This is a genomic window from Burkholderia sp. F1 (genome assembly GCF_050813845.1).
Classification (GTDB): Bacteria; Pseudomonadota; Gammaproteobacteria; order Burkholderiales; family Burkholderiaceae; genus Burkholderia; species Burkholderia ubonensis.
Genome location: NZ_CP172421.1, coordinates 1,951,535 through 1,968,784, shown reverse-complemented (window position 1 = coordinate 1,968,784; position 17,250 = coordinate 1,951,535). Strand labels below are relative to the sequence as shown.

The 17,250-nt window shown below is 67.4% G+C and carries 15 protein-coding genes and 1 pseudogene; 10 read left to right on the top strand and 6 right to left on the bottom strand.

Features of this window, described 5'->3' with window-relative positions; all coding sequences use genetic code 11:
* The first annotated feature begins 22 nt into the window (after window positions 1-22).
* Genes ACFIMZ_RS09360 through ACFIMZ_RS09350 form a run of 3 tightly spaced genes read left to right on the top strand, consistent with a single transcriptional unit; the run spans window position 23 to window position 5,786 of the window.
* Window positions 23-1,207: an efflux RND transporter periplasmic adaptor subunit gene (locus tag ACFIMZ_RS09360; RefSeq protein WP_431822377.1), complete on the top strand. Its 1,185-nt coding sequence runs from the start codon at window positions 23-25 to the stop codon at window positions 1,205-1,207.
* Window positions 1,204-4,395: an efflux RND transporter permease subunit gene (locus ACFIMZ_RS09355; protein WP_431822376.1), complete on the top strand. Its 3,192-nt coding sequence runs from the start codon at window positions 1,204-1,206 to the stop codon at window positions 4,393-4,395. Before ACFIMZ_RS09360 ends, ACFIMZ_RS09355 begins: the two co-directional genes overlap by 4 nt.
* Window positions 4,392-5,786, top strand: a complete 1,395-nt coding sequence (locus tag ACFIMZ_RS09350; protein WP_431822375.1) for an efflux transporter outer membrane subunit — start codon at window positions 4,392-4,394, stop codon at window positions 5,784-5,786. The genes ACFIMZ_RS09355 and ACFIMZ_RS09350 overlap by 4 nt, the downstream gene beginning before the upstream one ends.
* A gap of 6 nt (window positions 5,787-5,792) precedes the next feature.
* On the opposite strand, the gene ACFIMZ_RS09345 is transcribed toward ACFIMZ_RS09350, so the two are convergent.
* The 6 genes and pseudogenes from ACFIMZ_RS09345 to ACFIMZ_RS09320 form a co-directional block, all read right to left on the bottom strand.
* Complete coding sequence (locus ACFIMZ_RS09345; protein WP_431822374.1) at window positions 5,793-6,086, bottom strand: hypothetical protein; 294 nt, start codon at window positions 6,084-6,086, stop codon at window positions 5,793-5,795.
* Between the two features lie 211 nt (window positions 6,087-6,297).
* On the bottom strand, window positions 6,298-7,542 hold the full coding sequence (locus tag ACFIMZ_RS09340) for a saccharopine dehydrogenase family protein (RefSeq protein ID WP_431822373.1): 1,245 nt from the start codon (window positions 7,540-7,542) through the stop codon (window positions 6,298-6,300).
* 26 nt (window positions 7,543-7,568) lie between these two features.
* Window positions 7,569-7,817, bottom strand: a pseudogene (locus ACFIMZ_RS09335) (acetoacetate decarboxylase); the annotation flags it as partial.
* Window positions 7,818-7,988: 171 nt separating this feature from the next.
* Window positions 7,989-8,456: a YaiI/YqxD family protein gene (locus ACFIMZ_RS09330; RefSeq protein WP_431822372.1), complete on the bottom strand. Its 468-nt coding sequence runs from the start codon at window positions 8,454-8,456 to the stop codon at window positions 7,989-7,991.
* Between the two features lie 30 nt (window positions 8,457-8,486).
* Window positions 8,487-9,389 carry a LysR substrate-binding domain-containing protein gene (locus tag ACFIMZ_RS09325; protein WP_431822371.1) on the bottom strand — a complete coding sequence of 301 codons (903 nt, stop codon included), beginning with the start codon at window positions 9,387-9,389 and terminating at the stop codon, window positions 8,487-8,489.
* Window positions 9,390-9,523: 134 nt separating this feature from the next.
* Window positions 9,524-10,429, bottom strand: coding sequence for an NAD-dependent epimerase/dehydratase family protein (locus ACFIMZ_RS09320; protein ID WP_431822370.1), 906 nt, complete (start codon window positions 10,427-10,429; stop codon window positions 9,524-9,526).
* A gap of 255 nt (window positions 10,430-10,684) precedes the next feature.
* Here ACFIMZ_RS09320 and ACFIMZ_RS09315 point away from each other — a divergent pair, with 255 nt between their 5' ends.
* The 7 genes from ACFIMZ_RS09315 to ACFIMZ_RS09285 all read left to right on the top strand — a co-directional run bounded on the left by ACFIMZ_RS09315 (window position 10,685) and on the right by ACFIMZ_RS09285 (window position 17,238).
* Window positions 10,685-11,914 (top strand): MFS transporter, encoded by a 1,230-nt coding sequence (locus ACFIMZ_RS09315; RefSeq protein ID WP_431822369.1) that lies wholly within the window; start codon window positions 10,685-10,687, stop codon window positions 11,912-11,914.
* Window positions 11,915-11,945: 31 nt separating this feature from the next.
* Window positions 11,946-12,269 (top strand): MoaF-related domain-containing protein, encoded by a 324-nt coding sequence (locus tag ACFIMZ_RS09310; RefSeq protein WP_431822368.1) that lies wholly within the window; start codon window positions 11,946-11,948, stop codon window positions 12,267-12,269.
* A gap of 17 nt (window positions 12,270-12,286) precedes the next feature.
* Window positions 12,287-13,231: a TIGR03571 family LLM class oxidoreductase gene (locus ACFIMZ_RS09305; protein WP_431822367.1), complete on the top strand. Its 945-nt coding sequence runs from the start codon at window positions 12,287-12,289 to the stop codon at window positions 13,229-13,231.
* 118 nt (window positions 13,232-13,349) lie between these two features.
* A complete protein-coding gene (gene dkgB / locus ACFIMZ_RS09300; protein ID WP_431822366.1) occupies window positions 13,350-14,156 on the top strand; it encodes a 2,5-didehydrogluconate reductase DkgB in 807 nt (268 codons plus the stop codon).
* Window positions 14,157-14,221: 65 nt separating this feature from the next.
* Entirely contained in the window at window positions 14,222-15,337 is a 1,116-nt protein-coding gene (locus tag ACFIMZ_RS09295; RefSeq protein ID WP_431822365.1) for an alkene reductase, read from the top strand.
* 22 nt (window positions 15,338-15,359) lie between these two features.
* Window positions 15,360-16,304, top strand: coding sequence for a cyclase family protein (locus ACFIMZ_RS09290; RefSeq protein ID WP_431822364.1), 945 nt, complete (start codon window positions 15,360-15,362; stop codon window positions 16,302-16,304).
* A gap of 511 nt (window positions 16,305-16,815) precedes the next feature.
* Window positions 16,816-17,238, top strand: coding sequence for a hypothetical protein (locus tag ACFIMZ_RS09285; protein WP_431822363.1), 423 nt, complete (start codon window positions 16,816-16,818; stop codon window positions 17,236-17,238).
* The last annotated feature ends 12 nt before the right edge of the window (window positions 17,239-17,250 follow it).

The window sequence follows — 17,250 nt, the reverse complement described above, 5'->3', positions numbered from 1 at the left end:
CACACTCACACGTGGCATCAACATGTACAGGTTCCCAGGATTCAAGCGCAATGCACTGCTTGCCGTCCCGCTGGCCGCGATGCTGGCGCTGTCCGGCTGCCATTCGGACGACAAGACGGCGGCGGCGCTGCCAAGCGTCGTCGTCAGCCAGCCCGTCGCGCGCGACGTCAACGACGTCGACGTCTATACCGGGCGCTTCGAGGCCGTCGACACCGTCGACGTGCGCCCGCGCGTGAGCGGCTATCTCGAGAAGGTCGCGTTTCAGGACGGCGCGTCCGTCAGGAAAGGCGACCTGCTCTTCGTCATCGATCCCCGCCCGTACCAGGCCGCGGTCACGGCCGCGCAAGGCGCGCTCGAGCGCGCGCAGTCGCAACTGAAGCTGAGCCGGCAGGACTTCGAGCGGGCCAGCGTGCTGATCAAGACCGACACCATCGCGCAGAGCCTCTACGACCAGCGCCGGCAGGCCGTGCAAAGCGCGCAGGCCGAAGTGACGAGCGCCCGGGGCGCGCTCGAGCGTGCGCAGCTCGACCTGTCGTTCACGCGCATCGTCGCGCCGATGTCCGGCCGGATCAGCCGCAAGCGCGTCAGCGAGGGGAACCTCGTGAAAGGCGGCGACAGCGACGCGACGGTGCTGACGACGATCGTGTCGCAGGATCCGATCGACATCTATTTCGACGTCGACGAGGAAAGCTACCTGCGCTATACGCGCGAGGCCGCGAAAAGTGGCGGCAGCGGCAGCGCGTCGTCGCGGCAGGTGTCGATCGCGCTGCCGGGCGACGCGCGGCCGTCGCTGACCGGCACGATGGATTTCGTCGACAACCGCCTCGACAACTCGACCGGCACGCTGCGGCAGCGCGCCCGCGTCGCCAATCCGGACGGGCGCCTGAATCCCGGCCAGTTCGGCCGCGTCTACCTGTCGAGCAAGGTCGCGCACCCCGCGTTGCTGGTGCCGGACGCAGCGGTCGCGACGGACGCGACGCGGCGCGTGCTGTATTTCGTCGATGCCCTCGGCGTCGTGTCCGTGCGCCCGGTCGTGCCCGGACGCCTGTTCGGCAACCTGCGCGAAATCGCGTCCGGCCTGAAAGCCGGCGACAAGGTGATCGTCGACGGCTTCGAGCGCGTGCGGCCCGGCGACAAGGTCAAGCCGGTGGCGCGCCGTGTCGACGCGGCGATCGCGGCGACCGGCGTCAGGGAGAACCTGCAATGAACCTGGGCAGCCTGTCCGTCCGGCAGCCGGTCCTCGCGATCGTGCTGTCCATCGTGCTGACCATCGCCGGCGCGCTCGCCTACTTCTCGCTCGCCGTGTCAGAGTATCCGGAGATCGCGCCGCCGACCGTCGTGATCACGGCCAACTACCCGGGCGCGTCGGCCGAAACCGTGGCCGAGACCGTGTCGACGCCGATCGAGCTCGAAGTCAACGGCGTCGAGGACATGATCTACATGTACAGCCAGGCGACGTCCGACGGCAGCCTGAACCTTACCGTGACGTTCAAGCCCGGCACCGACGTCGACAAGGCGCAGGTGCTCGTGCAGAACCGCGTCGCGCTCGCGACGCCGCGCCTGCCCGAGCCGGTGCAGCGCAGCGGCGTGTCGGTCCGCAAGTCGTCGCCGACGCAGCTCGGCACGATCTTCATCTATTCGCCGGACCAGAGCTACGACCCGCTCTACGTGTCGAACTACGCGATCCGCAACGTCGCGGACGCGCTCAAGCGCATCCACGGCGTCGGCGACATCAACCCGCTCGGCGCTCGCGAATACTCGATGCGCATCTGGCTCGATCCCGAGCGCATCGCGTCGTTCAACCTGAGCCCGAGCGACCTCGTCGCCGCGGTCCGTTCGCAGAACACGCAGCTCGCGGGCGGCGTGGTCGCGCAGGCACCGATCACGAACCAGGCGTTCCAGCCGAACCTGATCTTCGAGGGGCGGCTCAAGCGTCCGGAGGATTTCAGCAACATCGTCGTCAAGCAGGGGCAGGACGGGCGCCTCGTGCGCCTGAAGGACGTCGCGCGCATCGAAGTCGGCGCGCTCGCGTACTCGACCGACAGCTACATGCTGCGCCATCCGACGATCGCGCTGCAGGTGCTGCAGCAACCCGGCGCGAACGCGGTCGCGACGATGGACGCGGTCGAGAAGAAGATGGCGGAACTGAGCAAGGACTTCCCGAAGGGCATCGTCTACAACATCGGCTACAACCCGACCGCGTTCATCGGCGACAGCATCCACGAGCTGGTGAAGACCATCTACGAGGCGGTCGTGCTCGTCGTATTCGTCGTGCTGCTGTTCCTGCAGGGCTGGCGGCCGTCGATCATCCCGATCCTGTCGATCCCCGTGTCGCTGGTCGGCACGTTCGCGGTGATGGCGATGCTCGGCTACTCGATCAACAACCTGACGCTGTTCGGGCTCGTGCTCGCGGTGGGGATCGTCGTCGACAACGCGATCGTCGTGGTCGAGAACGTCGAGCGGCATCTCGCATCAGGCGCCCGCCCGCGCGACGCGACGCTCGTGACGATGAAGGAAGTCGGCGGCGCGCTGTTCGCGATCACGCTCGTGCTGTGCGCGGTGTTCGTGCCGACGTCGTTCATTCCCGGCATCTCCGGCCAGTTCTTCCGCCAGTTCGGCGTGACGATCGCCGTGTCCACCGCGATTTCGTTCTTCACGTCGGTGACGCTCGCGCCCGCGCTGTCCGCGATGATGCTGAAAGCGCACGGAGATGCACACGATGCCCATCCATCGGGATCGCGCGCGGCGGCGCTGCTGGGCCCGGTCATGCGCGTCGCGCAGCGCTTCGCGAACGCATTCAACCGGGTGTTCCTGCGCCTGTCCGGCGCCTATGGGGCGCTGGTGCGCAAGATCGTCCGGGTCATCCCGGCGATGACCGCGCTGTACGTCGTGCTGATCGCCGCAACCGGCTATCTGCTCGTGTCGAGCCCGAAGGGCTTCATCCCCGCGCAGGATCGCGGCTATCTGGTCGTGCTGGTCCGGATGCCCGACGGCTCGACGCTGGAACGCACCAGCGCGGTCGCCCGCAGGATCGAGGACATCGCGCTGTCCGTGCCGGGCGTCGCGCGCGTGCCGGTGTTCTCCGGCGTCAACGCCGCGACCGGCACGAATTCCGCGAACAGCGCGGGCCTGTTCCCGGTGTTCAAGCCCTGGCCGGAACGCAAGGCGCTGGGCCTGACGATCGACAAGATCGCGGACGAGATGCGCAAGCGCCTCTCCGTCGTCACCGAAGCATCGATCGTCGTCGCGATGCCGCCCCCGGTGCAGGGTCTCGGCAGCACGGGCGGCTTCGCGATGCGCCTCGAGGACCGGGGTGGGCTCGGCACCGCCGCGCTCGCGAAAGCGACGCAGGATCTCGTCGCGGCCGCCAACCAGGCCCCGGGGATGGTCGGCGTCTACACGCCCTACTCCGCGACCAGCCCGCAGGTACACGTCGACCTCGACCGCGAGAAGGCCGAGATGCTCGGCGTGCCGAGCCGGGAGATCAACGATGCGGTCGAGACGTATTTCGGGTCGACCTATATCAACGACTTCAACATCGTCGGGCGCACCTACCGCGTGACCGCGCAGGCCGACCTGCCGTTCCGGGTGACGGCCGCCGACCTCGCGCGGCTGAAGGTGCGCAACGCGAACGGCGACATGGTGCCGATCGGCAGCGTGACGCGCATCGCGGATTCGCTCGGCGTCGACCGCGCGCCGCGCTACAACCTGTATCCGGCGACGGAAATCAACGGCGACACGGAACCGGGCCTCGGCTCCGGCTACGCGATCAAGACGATGGAGACGCTTGCGAAGCAGGTGCTGCCGCCCGGCATCGCGTTCGAATGGACCGATCTGTCGTACCAGCAGACCACCGCCGGCAATACGGGGCTGCTCGTGTTCCCGCTGTGCGTGCTGCTCGTCTACCTGGTGCTGGCCGCGCAGTACGGCAGCTGGAGCCTGCCCGCGTCGATCCTGCTGATCGTGCCGATGTGCCTGCTGGCCGCGTCGCTCGGCGTCAGGGCGCTCGGCCAGGACGTGAACATCCTCACGCAGATCGGCTTCATCGTGCTGGTCGGGCTGGCCGCGAAGAACGCGATCCTGATCGTCGAGGTCGCGCGGCAGCTGGAGGCCGAAGGCAAGGCGCTCGTCGAGGCCGTCGTCGAAGCGTGCGTGCAGCGCCTGCGGCCGATCGTGATGACGTCGCTCGCGTTCATTCTCGGCGTGCTGCCGCTCGTCGTCTCCGAAGGCGCCGGCGCGGAGATGCGCCAGGCGGTCGGCGCGGCCGTGTTCTTCGGGATGATCGGCGTGACCGTCTTCGGCCTGTTGTTTACGCCCGTGTTCTATGTGCTGGTCCGCCGGCTCGCGATGCGCAAGGGCGGCGTCGCGGTGGTCGCCGAGGAGGTGTCGCAATGAAGTTCATCCGTCTCGTTGCCGCGCTCTGCGCGGCAGCCATCCTGACCGCGTGCACGAGCGCGCCGGTCGCCAACGTGTCGCCGCCGCCGCTTGCCGCGACCTATGCGAACGAGGATCTCGCGCCAAGCGGCCCGATTCCCGATCTCGCCGCATGGTGGCATGGCTTTCATGACCCGATTCTCGACCGGCTGGTCGACACGGCGCTCGCGAACAACCTGGACCTGAAGGCGGCGGTCGCGCGCATCGACGCGGCGCGCGCGGTCCGGATCGGCGCGGCGTCGCAGTGGTTTCCGTCGCTCGACCTGGACGCGGATGCGGGCCGCCAGCGGCTGTCCGCGTCGCAAGCGTTCCCGACCAATACGCCGGTGACCGGCAACGCGTTCGGGCTCAATGCGAGCCTCGCGTGGGAAGTCGACATCTTTGGCCGCATCCGCCAGGGCGTGTCCGCGGCCGACGCGGACATCGCGTCGGCGCAAAACGACGCGCAGGCGGTGCGGATCGCGACGATCGACGAAACCGTGCGGACCTATGTGACGGTGCGCGGGCTCGAGCAGCGGATCGCGCTGGTCGAAGCCAATGCGCTGAGCCAGCGCGGCACCGAGCAATCGACGCGCCGGATGTTCGATGCGGGCGTCGTGCCGGTCGCCGACGTCGACCGCGCGGCCGCGCAGACCGAGACGACGCTGGCCGAGCTGCCCGCGCTGCAACTGCAGCGCCAGACCGCGATTCACCGGCTGTCGATCATCACCGCGTCGACGCCGCAGGACGTCTATGCGCGGCTCGACCCGCCCGCCCCCGCGCCGGTGTGGACGTCCGCCGCATCCGGCATCGGCACGCCCGCCAACCTGTTGCGCCGGCGGCCCGACGTGCGCGCCGCCGAGGCACGCGTCGTCGCGGCCTATGCGCGGATCGGCGTGGCCGAGGCCGACCTCAAGCCGCACCTCCGGCTGATCGGCATCATCGGCGCGGCGGTCGACGGCTTCTCGGGCGCGACGCTCGCCCGGTCGCTCGCGTGGATGGCGGGCGCCAGCGCGGGCGCGCCGCTGTTCGACGGCGGCCGGCGGCGCAGCGTCGTCGCGCTGCGTCGTTCGCAGGCGGACCTGGCGGTCGACGCCTATCGCGCGACCGTGCTCGCCGCGGTGAACGACGTCGAGACGTCGGTCGCGGCGACCGCGCGGAACCGGAGCCGGGTGGAAAGCCTCGAGCGTGCGGTATCGAGCACGCGCGGCGCGTACACGCAGATCAACCGCTCATGGCGCAGCGGCGAGTCGGCGTTCATCGACACGCTGGAAGTGCAGCGCTCGCTGCTGGCGGCCGAGGAGTCGCTCGCGCAGGCGCAGACCGACGAGCAGTTGAGCCAGGTCAGGCTGATGAGCGCGCTCGGTCAGTAAAGCGGTTCATCGCGGATTGACGGCCGTTGCGGTGTTCAGGTTTCGCCAGGCCGTTGCGGCGCCGATAGCCAGAAGCAGGACCGAGACGACCAACGCCTGCTCCATGCCGTGAACAAATGACGTCGTCTCGGTGTGCCGGACGAAGAAGCCGAACAACGCGACGCCCATCACGCCGCCGACCTGGCGGGCGGCATTCATCAATCCCGATGCGATACCCGACTGCGCGCTGCATACCGCGGCAAGCATCGCATCGGTGATGGTCGGTATCGTGAGGGCGATGCCGCTGCCTGCCAGCAACATGGGCAACGCGAGCCCCAGCGCGACTGCGCGGCAAGTGCCGGCAACATCGCCAGATAGCCGACCGCGGAAATCAGCAGACCGGCCGTTGCCAGTACGCGTGCACCGACCCGGCTTGCCAGTAAAGGTTATGGGATGCGTCGGCAAGCGTAGCATCGAGCAACGAACCGCATTGCCACCGCGCGCCCGGCTTCCTTGCGGATGCAACGCGCGCTCAAATCCGCTCGAAACGCAGCCCCGCATGACGAACCAGACGCTCGACAAAGCGCTCGTCGAACATCGTGGCGGGCGTCCAGAAGCCGCCGCCGCGCGCCGTCTTCGCGCCGTCCCGGCAGCAATCCAGCGCGAGACTGATCGCTGCCTGGCCCAGCATCTTGCCCGTGGAGCCGTAACCCGGATCGCGATCTCCGGTGACTTTCACGCGCAAGGTCTGCCCGTCGCCGGTGCGGCCGAAGAAACGCAAATCGTAGCGGCCAGCCAGCTGGGCCTCGACGCTCGGCCCCTCGCCGGGCTTCGGCAGCAGGAACCGCTCCATCAGGCTGCGCACCGGCTTGACGACGACGCCCGCCATGAACGCGCCCAGGCCGGCCACCATCGTCAGGGCGGCCAGGCGGCCCTTGAGGCCCGTGCCTGTCATGACGGCTTCGTCATAGGTGAACCGGCTGCCATAGGCGTTGCCCGCAAGTGCGTTGGAGCGATGCACGACACGCTCGTTGACGGCCGCCATCACGAACGGGGCGATCCACCCATCGCAGTCGCGATCGAATTCGGCCGATCTGACGGCGTGCTGCCGCACCGTGAATCCATGGCCTTTCGGGCACAGCGAATAAGGATCGAGCAGCGCCCTGCGCAACGCAGGATCGGCCGCGGCTTCCCGAACGACGTTGATCACGCTCGCCACCGTTCCGCCCGACGCCCCTCCCTTCAGCGTTCTGACACGCATCTTCACCTGCTCGGCCGGCACGCCCCACTGCCGCCTTGCCTGTTGCTGCAGGAAAAAGACGCCCATGTCCGACGGAACCGAATCGAAGCCGCAGCAATGGACGATGCGCGCCCCCGATTGCCGGGCCGCGGGCTCGTACTTCTCGATCATCCGCTTGATCCACTGGGTCTCGCCGGTGAGGTCGCAGTAGTCCGTGCCGCTTTCCGCGCACGTCCGGACCAGCGGCTCCCCGTAAAGCGCATAGGGTCCGACGGTGGACACGACCACCCGCGTTTGTGCACATAGCGCTTGCAGCTGCGCTTCGTCGGCCGCGTCGGCGACGATGATCGGCAACGACTGCCCCGCCGCGCCCAGCGAATCCCTGACCTGCCTGAGCTTCGTTTCCGATCGGCCGGCGATGGCCCAGCGCAGCGTCTCGCCGTCGCCCGACAGGTGTTCGGACAGGTAGCGGGTCAGGATTTGCCCGACAAAGCTGGTGGCGCCAAATACGACGAGATCATGGGTCGGCGTGGTCATGGACGATTCCTTTGGAGCGGGCGTGGTTCGAGCGGCGCAAGGAACAACAGCTGGATGTTGCTGGAACGGCAGTAGAAGTTCGGCGCCCACGTCGGGCCCGCCCTCGAAGCCACCAGACGTTTCGGCATCCGACGGAAAAGATCGATGTTTTCCGCGGCGGGATCCCGCGCCACCTCGTCCAGGTTCGGATTCATCCGGAATCGGTCGTCGTACCCGCCTTCAGGCACGTCGACCTTGTGCGGCCCGAATTCGACCAGTGCAAACCGCCTGTCCATGTTCGCTGCCCCTCCTCGATGATCGACCGTGGCAGGCAACACCCGAAGCCTGCTGACTCCCTGCGGTCAGCAAGCACTTTAAGGTTGAACTCAACCTCAAGGTCAAGGGCCCGAATAGAGGAACACGTCGGTCGCCGTTTTATCTTCGAATCATTCGGCACCCGACGGATATCACGCGGCTCCGCCGGGCAGCGTGCCGCGACGTGCGAGGAACCGGTCGAGTTGTCCCGCGAACGCCTTGCTGTCCCGCGCGCTATAGGGCGCCGGCCCGCCCGTATCGATGCCCGTGCTGCGAAGCTGGTCCAGCATCGCGCGCGTCGACAGGCGTTCCTCGATATTCTCGCGGCTGAACCAGCTTCCGCGCGGGTCAAGCGCATGAGCGCCCTTGTCGAGGACGGCGGCGGCAAGCGGTATGTCCGCAGTAATCACGAGGTCGCCGGCAGTGACCAGCTCGACGATGCGGGCATCGGCGGCATCGAAGCCCGCCGGTACCTGAAGCGCCTTGATAAAGGGCGATGGCGGCGTGCGCAAATACTGGTTCGCGACCAGGGTCACTTGGACTTCGGCACGACGCGCAGCCCGAAACAACATGTCCTTGATCACGACGGGACAAGCGTCAGCATCGACCAGCACTTGCATGGCGGCATTTCCAATACACAGAAAAAGCGATCATATATCACCGCCATGCTTCATCTGCGTGCTGACATAGTCGAGAAAGCTGGAAATGCGCAGCGACAGTGTCGTGTTGCGATAGTAGACCGCGTGAATCGGCTGACGAAATTCGATGGTGTCGTCGACGAGCAGCTCGACCAGGCTGCCGTTGTCGCGATGCGTGCTCGTCATGTAGTCCGCGAGACACACGATGCCCGCGCCGTTGACCGCGAGGGTCAGCAACGTCTCTCCGCTCGACGCCTGCAGCGCGGGGCGAATCCGGTACGCATCGCCGCCGTCCGCGGTGCGCAGCGGCCAGTTGTTCAACGCCTCCGGCTGCGCGAAACCCAGCAGCGTATGGTTGGCCAGATCGGCCACGCGCTTCGGTACGCCGGCCTTCTCGAGATAGGCTGGGCTCGCGAGAACGCGCAACCGGCTGCTGCAGAGCTTTCGGGCGTGCAGTGTCGAGTCGCGCAGATCGCCGATCCGTATCGCGACGTCGGTGCGGTGCTCGAGCAGATCGATGATTTCATCGCTCGTATGCAGCTCGACCTCGATCCCGGGGTAGGCTTCACGGAAGCCGGAAATCAGCGGCGCGATCACATGCTGCATGAACGGCATCGCCGCGTTGATCCTGAGGCGGCCCGCCGGCGTCTCCCGCTGGCTGATGATCTGCTCCTCGGCCAGCTCTACCGACGCGATGATGTCGCGTGCGCGCTCGAGAAAGACCTTGCCCTCCTCGGTCAACTCCAGTCGGCGCGTCGTGCGCCGGATCAGCGTCGTATCGAGCTTCTCCTCCAGGCGCCGGAGGATCCGGCTCATCACCGAGGTCGGCTGATGGAGCTTGTCGGCCGCGCCGGTCAGCGAGCCGGTATCCGCGATGGTCACGAACGCGAGCATCTCGTCGAGGGTGGTCTTCATGGGGAATCTTCTGCGGGGTTTGCGGAGTCCAGACGATAGAGCCGCGGCACCGCTTTGATAAGCGTGAGCCAGCGCGAATCATTTTTGATTTCGTTTCAAGAGCGCCGGGCCGCGCAACGTCAGACGAAAGGGACTCAGGCCCGAACGGGCATCTCGTCGCGGATCCAGTCGATGACCGACGCGTGGCGCGGCGTCCACACCAGCTCCTGCCGTGCGCGATCCGCGTTGACGCGGCTGTTCGACGCCAGCGAGAAATGCGCGCGCGAATGGCCGAGCGCTTCGGCCGCGTCGGCGATATCCCACGGCACGACGGGCGGCATGCCGAGCCGCTCCGCAAGCGCCGTACCGATCTCGTGCAGCGACGCTTCGCCGTTCTCCGCGAAATAGAACGAGCCGCCCGGCGCGGCCGCCAGCGCGCGCACGTAAAGCTCGACGACGTCGTCGATGTGGACGTTCGACCAGCGGTTCAGGCCCTTGCCGATCACGCGGACCGCACCGGATTCCAGCGCCTTGGCGGCCAGCAGCGGAATCTGCGCGCTGTCGCGCCGCATCCCGCGCCCGACGCCATAGATCATGCTGTTGCAAATGACCGCCGAACGCACGGCGAGCTTCGCCGCCGAGCGTACCCGCTGGTCGATCGCGCGGCGCTCGGCCTTTTCCGGCGGCGTCACGAACGGCGTGGACTCGTCGAATACCGTGCCCGCGCCGTGCTCGCCTTGCGCGTCGTCCGCGATGACGCTGGTTCCGCTCGTATGCAGCAACGTCTTGCCCGAGCCGCTCAGCCCGGCGATCAGCGCGTCGACGGCGCCGCCGTGATCGCTGCTCGCCGCATTGATGACGCCATCGACGCTGCGCGCGGTCGAATACAGCAGCGTCGCGTCATCCAGCGTGCCGATGATCGGCGCGACGCCGACCGCCTCCAGCGCCAGCGCCTTGTCGTCATCGCGCACGAGGCCCGAGACCGCATGGCCGTCCGCGACCAGTCGCGCGGCGATCGATCCGCCGATATAGCCCGTGACGCCCGTAATGAATATCTTCATATTTCGCTCCATCGTCGACGCGGGTGAGCTGTCGACGGCCGGCCAGTATCGGCGCGCGGCGATACGCGGGAAAGAGGCGCATCACGAAAACTCTTTTGAACCGGGAGGGACAATTCCGCCGAGGGATCCGCCCCCGCGCCGCCCACTTCGATTCTTGACTTCAAATCAAAACAATTTGGCGAATCGACCAGTTTTTCCGCAAAAATAAACTCGGCACACTGCGCTCCATCCTTACTGGAACCCGGAGCGCCCATCATGCCCCTTGCCTTGCTCGCGCTGACGATCAGCGCATTCGCCATCGGCACGACCGAATTCGTGATCGTCGGGCTGATCCCGACGATCGCCGCCGATCTCGGCGTCAGCGTGCCCTCCGCGGGCCTGCTCGTCAGCCTCTATGCACTCAGCGTCGCGATCGGCGCGCCGCTGCTCACCGCGCTGACGGGCCGCGTGCCGCGCAAGACGCTGCTCGCCGGGCTGATGGCGCTGTTCACCGTCGGCAACCTCGTCGCGTGGCAAGCACCCGGCTACGAATCGCTGATCGTCGCGCGCATCCTCACGGGCCTCGCGCACGGCGTGTTCTTCTCGGTCGGCTCGATCATCGCGACGACGCTCGTGCCGAAAGACAAGGCCGCGAGCGCGATCGCGACGATGTTCAGCGGGATGACCGTCGCGTTCGTCGCCGGCATTCCGCTCGGCACCTTCATCGGCCAGCACGTCGGCTGGCGCGCGACGTTCCTGGTCGTCGCGCTGTTCGGCCTCGTCGCGTTCCTCGGCGCGGTCGCGTTCGTGCCGCGCGGCCTGCCGCAAACGGAACCCGCGCCGCTCGCCAGGCAGTTCCGCGTGCTGGCGCAGCCGCGCCTCCTGCTCGTGTTCGCGATGACGGCGGTCGGCTACGGCGGCTCGCTCATCGCGTTCACGTACATGGCCCCGCTGCTGGAGCAGATCGCCGGCTTCACGCCGTCGCAGGTCAGCCTCGTGCTCGTCGGCTACGGCGTGTCGGTCGCGTTCGGCAACGTGTGGGGCGGCAAGCTCGCGGATCGCGTCGGCCCCGTCAAGGCGCTCAAGCGGATCTTCCTGCTGCTCGCCGTCGTGCTGCTCGCGCTGACCTTCACGGTTCACGTCAAGTGGCTCGCGGTGCTGACGATGCTCGCCTGGGGCGCGGTCGCATTCGGCAACGTGCCGGGCCTGCAGGTCTACGTCGTCAAGCAGGCGCGCCATTTCGCGCCGGACGCCACCGACGTCGCGTCGGGCTTCAACATCGCCGCCTTCAACCTGGGCGTCGCGGGCGGCTCGTCGCTCGGCGGCCTGATCGTCGCGCACGTCGGCCTCGGCCATACGCCGTGGATCGCCGCGGTCGTCACGCTCGGCGCGTTCGCGCTCACGGCGCTGAGCGGCCGCCTCGACCAGCGCGCCGGCCTGCCCGAGCGCACCGCCGAGCCCGCCGAGCCCGCCGAGCCCGCCGAATCCGCCGAACTCGCCCACTGAACCCTTTCGCTACCCACCGGAGATCACCACCATGAACGCACCGACCCAACTTCCGCCGTTTGCCGGCAAGACCTTCGAAGTCCGCTACGCGGGGCTCACCGCGATCAATGCGTACGCCGACGACGGCGTCCACATGCGCTACGAAATCACCGAAGGCGACTTCACCGGCGCGAAGGGCGAAGTCGCCTATACGTGGCAGCACGTCGCCGGCGAGATCTACGCGATCTCGTGGCAGGAAGCCGACCGCGCGACCGTCGTGCACATCGACGACTTCGCGGCCGGCACGTCGCGCTCGTTCTTCACCGCGCCGTCGCTCGACTTCTATCGGCTCGAGGGCAGCCTGCGCGCGCTCTGAAACGGATCTTCCCGACCATGTCCACTCCCCTCGGCAAACTGGCGCGCGGCGGCTTCAGCATCGGCATCGAGCTGCCGCTCGACAACGACTGGTCGCCCGCGGGCGACGCGAAGCGCCAGCACGACGGGCGACGCCCCGGCGTGCCCGACCTGGAGATCCACGCGGACCTCGCGCAGCTCGCGGACACGCTCGGCTTTCGCGCGCTCTGGGTGCGCGACGTGCCGGTGTATGACCCCGCATTCGGCGACGCCGCGCAGGTGTTCGAGGTGTTTTCGTATCTCGGCTACCTGGCCGGCATCACGCGCGACATCCTGCTCGGCACGGCGGCCGTCGTGCTGCCGCTGCGCGAGCCGCTGCTGACGCTGAAGTCGGCCGCGACGATCCAGGAGCTGAGCGGCGGCCGCCTGCTGCTCGGCGTCGCGAGCGGCGACCGGCCGGTCGAATACCCGCTGTTCGGCCGCGACTTCGAAGCGCGCGGCGCGAACTTCCGCGACCAGATCGCGCTGTTGCGCGACGGCGCGCGCGGGCATCTGCCGCCCGGCCTCGACGTGCTGCCTACCGCGCGCACGCCGATTCCACTGTTCGTCGCGGGCCTGGCGCAGCAGACGCCGGCCTGGATCGGCGCGCACCTGGACGGCTGCCTCGCGTATCCGGGCACGCCGGCCGACCACCGGCACCGCGTCGCCGCGTGGCGCGCGGTGGCGGGCGACAAGCCGTACACGAGCTTCATCCATCTCGACCTCGCCGACGATCCGCACGAGCCGCTGCAGCGCCATCGCTTCGGCGCGCGCGCGGGACACCTCGCGCTGAGCGAGGAGCTGGCGGCGATGCGCGACGCGGGCGTGCAGCACATCGGCCTGCACTTGCGCCGCAACCGCCGCCCGCTCGACGAGACGCTGGCCGAGATCGCCGCGGAAGTCCTGCCGGCGTTCCACGCATCGGCGGACGCGCCCGTCGCATGATCCATATTTGACTTTAAATCAAATATTTTTGTCCTCTAGAGGCGTTTATTTCATCAGTGCCAGGCGCCAGAATGCCTGTCAGATCAACCCGGTCCACTTTCACTCCAAGGAGCACATCATGAGCAAGATTCCCGCTTTCGGCCTCGGCACGTTCCGCCTGCAAGACCAGGTCGTCATCGATTCGGTCCGCAACGGCCTCGAGCTCGGCTACCGCACGATCGACACCGCGCAGATCTACGGCAACGAAGCGCAAGTGGGCGAAGCGATCGCCACTTCCGGCGTGCGCCGCGACGCGCTGTTCCTGACGACGAAGATCTGGGTCGACAACTATGCGAAGGACAAGCTGGTGCCGAGCCTTCAGGAAAGCCTCGAGAAGCTGCGCACCGACTACGTCGACCTGACGCTGATCCACTGGCCGGCGCCCGGCAACGGCGTGTCGATCGAGGAATTCATGACCGCGCTCGCCGACGCGAAGGCGAAGGGCCTGACGCGCCAGATCGGCATCTCGAACTTCAACATCGAACTGACGAAGCAGGCGATCGCCGCCGTCGGCAAGGGCGAGATCGCGACCAACCAGATCGAGCTGAGCCCGTACCTGCAGAACCGCAAGCTGGTCGAGTTCCTGCAGCGCGAAGACATCCACGTCACGTCGTACATGACGCTCGCGTACGGCAAGGTGCTCGGCAACGCGGTGATCGGCGCGATCGCGCAGAAACACCAGGCCACGCCGGCCCAGGTCGCGCTCGCGTGGGCGCTGCAGCTCGGCTACTCGGTGATCCCGTCGTCGACGAAGCGCGAGAACCTCGCAAGCAACCTGCTCGCGCAGACGCTGCGCCTGACCGACGAAGACATGGCGCAGATCGCCGCGCTCGAGCGCAACGGCCGCGAAGTCGACCCCGCCGGCCTCGCGCCGAAGTGGGACTGATCGCCCCGGCACTTTCCCAGACCCGTCCGCGGCCCGCAGGCCGCGGGCCTGACAGGACACCCATCATGACCCAGGATCCCTTGTTTCAACCGCTGCGACTCGGCGCGCTGACGCTGCCGAACCGCATCGTGATGCCGCCGATGACCCGCTCGCGCGCGAGCCAGCCCGGCGACGTCGCCAACGACCTGATGGCCGCGTACTACGCGCAGCGCGCGAGCGCCGGCCTCATCGTCGGCGAAGGCACCTACATCGAGCCGCGCGGCAAGGGCTACGCGTGGACGCCCGGCATTCATACGCCCGAGCACGTCGCCGGCTGGCGCAAGGTGACCGACGCCGTGCACGCCGCCGACGGCCGCATCTTCGCGCAGCTCTGGCACGTCGGCCGGCTGAGCCACACGAGCCTGCTCGGCGGCCGGCAGCCGGTGTCGTCGTCGCCGCTGCAGGCGACGGGCGTGAACGTGTTCATCGCGGGCGAGGACGGCAGCACGCCCGGCTTTGTGCAGGCCTCCGAGCCGCGCGCGCTGTCGGTTGAGGAAATCCGCGAAATCGTCGACCAGTATCGCGCCGCCGCCCGCAATGCGATCGACGCCGGCTTCGACGGCGTCGAGCTGCACGGCGCGAACGGCTATCTCGTCAACCAGTTCATCGACTCGAACGCCAACACGCGCACGGACGAATACGGCGGCTCGCTCGAGAACCGGCTGCGCTTCCTCGGCGAAGTCGCGCAGGCGCTGATCGAGGGCACGGGCGACGCATCGCGCGTCGGCATCCGCCTCGCGCCGCTGACCACGCTGAACGGCTGCGTCGACGACGATCCGGAAACGACGTATCTCGCCGCCGCGAAGCTGCTCGCCGATCTCGGCGTCGGCTACCTGCATATCGCGGAAGCAGACTGGGACGATGCGCCGCTGATGCCGGTCGATTTCAAGCAGAAGCTGCGCGCCGCCTACCCCGGCGTGCTGATCTATGCGGGCAAGTACACCGCGGAACGCGCTCGCGAAGCGATCGCCGCCGGCTGGGCCGACCTGATCGCGTTCGGCCGCCCGTTCGTCGCGAACCCCGACCTGCCCGAACGCCTGCGCGTCGGCGCCGAGCTCGCGCCGCACGACCGCACCACGCTGTTCGGCGGCGATGCGCGCGGCCTGACCGACTACCCGACGCTGGCCGAAGCCGCGGCCTGAACGAAACACGAGACCAACGAAGATGAAGAAGACCCTCGCGAAACTCGCGCTCGCCGCGCTGCTGCCGTTCGCCGCGTCGCAGGCGGCGCATGCGGCGGACTGGTATCCGTCCGTCTACGGCCCGAACGACGAGATCGGCGCGGCCAACCTGCTGACGCCCGACGTCATCAAGCAGGCCGTCGGCCTCGTGAAGGCCGGCAAGACCTACCCGCTGGCCGTGCCGGTGGACAAGAACCTGCCGGCGTTCCGCCACCGCAGCTTCCGCCTGTACAACGTGCAGGTCGGCCAGCAGGCCGGCAAGAGCCTCGGCCCGAACAAGTTCACGTTCAACGACGAACTCGTCAACGCATGGACCGGCGTCGGCACGCAGCTCAACGGCATCGGCCACATCGGCATCGACAACGTCTACTACAACGGCAACAAGGCGGCCGACTTCGTCACCGTCGACGGCGTGAAGAAGCTCGGCGTCGAGAAGGTGCCGCCGATCGTCACGCGCGGCGTGGTGCTCGACATGACCGCGTACTACGGCAAGCCGATCGTCCCGGGCGGCACCGAGTTCACCGTGGCCGACATCAAGGCCGTGCTGAAGCAGGAAGGCGTGACCCTGCGCAAGGGCGACGTGGTGCTGTTCAACACCGGCTGGCTGGAGCTGATCGGCAAGGACAACAAGCAGTTCCTGGAAGTGGAGCCGGGCATCGGCATGGAAGCCGCGAAGTGGCTGGCCGACCAGGGCATCGTCGCGTTCGGCGGCGACACCTGGGCGTCCGAGGTCTATCCGAACCCGGGCACCCGGGAGGAATTCCCGATCAACCAGTACATGCTCGCGAAGCGCGGCATCTACAACCTGGAGCTGATCGACAGCCGCGCGCTCGTGCGCGACAAGGCATGGGAATTCCTGTTCGTGCTGGGCCAGCCGCTGTACATCGGTTCGACGCAGGTCAACATCAACCCGGTCGCGATCCGGTAACGTGCGGCTCGGCGCCCCCCGCCGAGCCCTCCCGACGAGCGACGCGGCCCATCCGCCGCGTTCGCTTTTCGAATGGCGCTTTGCCTTCACGACGGGCTTCCCGCCCGGCGCGCCGCTCCGTCAAGCCCGGGCGGCCGCCATTTTTCCACGAACCCAGCATGCGTAGGGGGCCAGGGCAATTGCAACGGTGCACGCTGAAAATCAACGACTGGGATGCAGTCGCGCCACAGGTGCCCGGGCGGGTGCGTCAGAGTTCGTGCGACTGGCCTACTCTCGCGCCAAAGTGGTAGCAATTCGCCGGACGCGATGGGCCGTAGGCGACCCGGAACGGCCCTTCAGACTTCTCCCAAGCGGTCAATCGACGAGCGGCGCGGTAGCTTATTGCCTCACCGGGAATGGTTCACATTATGCGAAGTTCAATTCAACGCCATTGCCGGCCGGGTCGTTGAAACGCGCACATGCCATAATTCGCCAGTTCCTGAGCTACCGAACGCACCGTGTCCTACGCGAAATGATTTTGATCAGATCACTTGCCGCCGCCTGCCTGTTGCTGGCTGGATGTATTGCTACAGCGCACGCCGAGACGTACCCGCCGGAAGTATCGAGAAACATCGACAAACTCCAGTCCAAATGTGCCCGCAAGTCCAACGATACTAAGGCGCCAGCCTGCATCGAATACAAGGCCACGTTAGCCCGCACCATTCCACCCGCCGTCCAGGCACTGATGCATCAGGAAGAAGTGGTCGATGACAAATGCCGGAACGGCCCGGCACCGAGACTATTGCCTGACGGGCAATATGCTCCGGGGAGCGCCTGCGCACAACGCGAACAGTTGATGAAGACCATTCGCCAGCACGGCTGGTGCTGGGGTCATACGGACATGGATAGCTACCATCCGGGTTGGGTGATCTGTCATCCCGGTGAATGGCAGTAAGGCCGCCCCAAT